Source organism: Devosia sp. (assembly GCF_028290625.1).
In the GTDB taxonomy this organism is placed as follows: Bacteria; Pseudomonadota; Alphaproteobacteria; order Rhizobiales; family Devosiaceae; genus Devosia.
In genome coordinates this window covers 1-4647 of record NZ_JAQGJM010000060.1, presented here as the reverse complement: position 1 = coordinate 4647, position 4647 = coordinate 1, and the positions used below count along the sequence as shown (strand labels likewise).

The window sequence follows — 4647 nt, the reverse complement described above, 5'->3', positions numbered from 1 at the left end:
CGTGTGCGGCGCTGGCAATGGCCACGCTCTCGATCGTGTTCACGGGCTCGCACGCGTATGCGCAGGCGAACCAGCCGTTGAAGCCGTACGTCGTCATGATCCTCGATACGTCGGGGTCCATGGACGTGGCGACTGGATCGGGGCCGACGAGCTGCGGCACGGCCGACCTCCGGTTCAATCACGCGACCTGCGCGATCAACAAGATCGTCAACAGCTACGGCGACATGGTGTTCGCACTCGGACGGTTCCGCGAGACGACGAACGGCACGTTCGCAACGTCGTGCGATGCGAACCTCGACCTCGACGGCAACGTCGGGGTGACGCTGCCGACACCGACGGGCGGCGATCAATGCAGCACGCAGGGCGCGTACTGCGGCGATTGTGACGAGAGCGTGGGGCTCGGCAACGCCTGCACCCAGAACAGCCAGTGCTTCCCGTACACAAACGCCGGCAGCTGCATCAATGGACGCTGCGCCGCTGGCTACGGCAACTGCACGGCTGCGGATCGCGAGCTCGAGATCCTGAGCCCGCTGATCGACGGCAACAACGCGGCAGCCGCGACCTATACCGACGGCATCTGCAACAGTTGCTCGATCGCGCCGGGCGGTCAGCCCGAGCTGTGGGGCGTCAGCCCGTACACGTTCACGCCGCTCGCAGCCGTGCTCAACGGAGCGAAGCGGTACTGGAGCGGCGCCCAGGCGACCGACAGCACCGTGATCTGGCCGAGCAACACGCCCGGGTTTGCACCGATCGCGAACGATCCGACGGCGACCTCGTTTCTCCCGCAGGGCTGCGACTCGTCTCCCGGATGCACGTCCAACTGCTGCGCGAGCCAGTGCCGGCCGTACATCACGATCCTGCTGACCGACGGCGCCGAGACCTGCACGACGTTCTCGAACACGACGTCGGCCGCGGCGTCGCTGCTGAGCACCGACCTCGGTGGCCGTCGCTACCGGATCGAGACCAAGCCGATCGGCTTCGGGATCAACCCCGGAGATGCGCAGATCGAAGCGATCGCGCAGGCCGGCGGCGAGCCGAATCTCGCCGGCAACGAGGGCTACTACGCCTCGGACGAAGCGAGCCTGCAGCTCGCGATCTCGAACATCCTCGACGACGCGATCAAGACCGAGGTCTGCAACAACCTCGATGACGACTGCGACACGATCGTCGACGAAGGGTTCACCAAGGGTACGGCATGCACCAACAACCGGCTCGGCAAGTGCCTGCTCACCGGTGCCACGCAGTGCCGTGCCGACGGCGCGGGCACCCAGTGCAGTGCGGGTCGGGTGAGCACCCCGACCTGTACGGCGATGAACGAGAACGCGGCTTGCACGGTGGTCAACGCTGCGAACGCGACGGTCAACGGCACGTGTCAGTCGAGCGTGTGCGAGCCGACGGCGGCTCCCGATGAGATCGCGCTGGGCTGCAACAACATCGACGACGACTGTGACGGCCGTATCGACGAGGGTGTCACCGGGTGTGTTTGCTCCCCGAGCACCGAGGTCTGCGGCGGCGGCGATAACGACTGCGATGGCCTGGTCGACGAGGGCACGGCGCTGCCGTGCGGGACCGGCACCTGCGTTGGGGTTCGCCCGTGTGTCGGGGGAGTGCAGGGCGCGTGCAACGCGCCGACGCCTCTGCCGGCCGAGATCTGTAACGGCCTGGATGATACGTGTGACGGCATCATCGACGGCTTCCAGCAGAGCTGCTCGAACATGACGTGCCCCGGTGGCGGTTGCACCGGCGGCGTGGCCGGTCAGCGCACGTGCGTCGGCGGCTCGCGCGCGGGCCTGCGCTGCGACACGTTCCCGGCGTTCGATCCGCGCAACAACCCCGGCGGCAACCCAGCGTCGGCGTGCGAAGCGCTCGGCGCGCAGTGCGTATGTAACCCGGGTAACCGCACGTGCCCCAGCAACGGCGGCGGCACGTTCACCGCGTGCGTCCAGGAGATCGAGCCAGGCGTCGAGGTCTGCAACAACCTCGACGACGACTGCGATGGTCTGGTCGACGAGGCCCCGCCGGTGACCTGCACGACGGATGCGAACTGCCCGGCGATGACGCCGGAATGCGACAACCCGACCAGCATGCCGAACATGGGCTCCTGCCAGCCGGCGGATTGTTCGCTCAACAGCTGCGGTGGCAACCTGGTGTGCGTCAACGGCGTGCAGACCTGCACCCTGGTGACCGGCGTCGACACCACCTGCAACGGTGTCGACGAGGATTGCGACATGATGGTCGACGAGGGCTGGCTGTGCACCGACCCCGACGGCCTCGACAACATCGCCGGCAACGCGGACGACTGTCCGTGCACGGGCGCTGGCCAGTGCAACTCGCACGAGTCGTGCGAGAACGGCTCCGTGCTGTGCCAGGGCGATCCGGTCGGGCAGGAGAGCTGCAACTGTCTCGACGACAACTGCAACGGGCAGGTCGACGAAGGTGCGCTGTGCGGTACCGGCGCGACGTGTACGAACTGCCAGTGCGCGTTCCAGTGCATCCCTGGTGAGTTCGCATGTCCGATGGGCAAGTCGTGCATCGGCGGGTTCTGCCTCGCGGACCCGTGCTTCAACTTCACGTGCCCCGACGTCGCCGGCGACAAGCAGATCTGCCGCCCGAAGGCGATGAACCCGAGCGACAAGGAGTGCGTCTCGGCGTGTGCCCCGGGCGTTCACAACTGTGCGGCGCCGAACATCTGTTACCTGCCGACCGGCGAGTGCCGGCCCGACACCTGCGAGACGTTCCCCGAGCGGTGCGCGGCGAACGAGAACTGCATCAACGGCGCATGCATCGGCAACCCGTGCGATGGCGTGACGTGCGCGACCGGCGAGTCCTGCGTCGCGGGCCAGTGCTACGGCAGCTGCGCGGACGTCAACTGCCCGCCCGGCGAGCGCTGCCGCCTCGGTGCGTGCGAAGCGGATCCGTGCGACCCGCCGTGCCCCGGTGGTCAGTTCTGCCAGCAGGACGACAGCGGCTGCATCGCGAACCCGTGTGAGTTCGTGGTCTGCCCGGGCGGCCAGTGGTGCAACCCGTACAACGGCGGCGCGTGCGAGGACGATCCGTGCCAGGTGTTCGACGTGAAGTGCGCCGAGGGTGAGAAGTGCTTCGGCGGCACGTGCTTCGACGCTGCGGACTTCCTTCCGGATGCCGGGGTCGAGACCCATGTCACCACCGGCGGTGGCGGGGGGTGCAGCACCTCCGGAGACGCTGGCGGATCCCTCCTGCTCGGGATCGGTTTGCTCTTGGTCGTTGGCCGTCGCCGCCGTTCTGAGACGCCTGACGCCGACGTGTAGGGGCACAGTTACCCCAACGGCTACGCGACGGGGATTTCCAATTGCCGCGCGAGCCTTCTATGATGTCGAGACCATGAGAAATCTGTGCGCGTGGCTAGGGGTAGCCATGCTGATGGTCGTGTTCGCTTCGTCACCTGCGCGCGCGCAGGCGAACGAACCGCTGAAGCCGTACGTCGTCCTGATCATGGATACGTCGGGGTCGATGGACGACGCGACGGGATCCGGAATCCCGAGCTGCGGCGGCAACGACAGCCGACGTGATCACGCGAAGTGCGCGATCAACCGGATCGTGAACAGCTTCGGCGACATCATGTTCGCGCTCGCGCGCTTTCGCATGGTGATGGGCGGAACGTACCCGTCGTGCACGCTGACCGGCGCCGGTAACGCTGGCAGCGCGACGTGCAACGGGACCTCGGACATGTTCGAGCTCCTCGCGCCGCTCGACGGTGACAACGCGAAGTCGGCGACCTGGACCAACGGCGTGCAGAACACGTGCAACGCGACGGGCACCGAGCCCGAGATCTGGGAGACCGCTGGCAACACGCCGATCGCAGGCTCGCTCGTCGGCTCGAAGCAATACTGGCTCGGCAACCAGGCGGCGAACCAGACGATCTGGCCGATGGGGACTGCCGGGTTCGATCCGATCGCTGCCGATCCAACGAACCTCGCCTTCCTGCCTCGCCCGAGCGCGATGTCGTCGACGTGCAACTCGAACATCAACACCTGCGACAACGCCGGGGGATGCACGGGCGCGAACTGCTGCTGCCTCGAGCAGTGCCGGCCGTACATCGTGATCATGCTCACCGACGGTGACGAGACCTGCGTCGCGTTCAACCCGAACGCAACGAACGCTGCCACCTCGCTGCTGACGACCGACAAGACGATCGGCGGCGTCACGCGCCGTTATCGCGTCGAGACCAAGGCGATCGGGTTTGGCAAGCCGGTCGGCGATGCCGAGATCGAAGCGCTCGCGCAGGCCGGCGGCGCGCCGAACGTCGCCGGAGTCAATGAAGGCTTTTACGCGCAGGACGAGGCGAGCCTCCAGCTCGCGATCAGCCAGATCCTCGCCGACGCGGTGAAGACCGAGGTTTGCAACAACCTCGATGACGACTGCGATCTGATCGCGGATGAAGGCTTCACCAAGGGGACGGCGTGCTCCAACAACCGGCTCGGCAAGTGTCTGCTCACCGGTGCCACGCAGTGCCGCGCCGATGGCGCCGGAACGCAGTGCAGCGCGGGTCGGGTGAGCACCCCGACCTGTACGGCGATGAACGAGAACGCGGCGTGCACCGTGGTCAACGCCGCGAACGCGACGGTCAACGGCACGTGTCAGTCGAGCGTGTGCGAGCCGACGGCGGCT

Annotated in this window: 2 protein-coding genes; both read left to right on the top strand. The window is 67.0% G+C overall.

What is annotated here, in order from left to right; genetic code table 11:
* Positions 1-17 precede the first annotated feature (17 nt).
* On the top strand, positions 18-3287 hold the full coding sequence (locus JWR51_RS23975; protein ID WP_299753669.1) for a MopE-related protein: 3270 nt from the start codon (positions 18-20) through the stop codon (positions 3285-3287).
* Positions 3288-3393: 106 nt separating this feature from the next.
* A partial coding sequence (locus JWR51_RS23970) for a hypothetical protein (protein WP_299753667.1) occupies positions 3394-4647 on the top strand: 1254 nt, incomplete at its 3' end.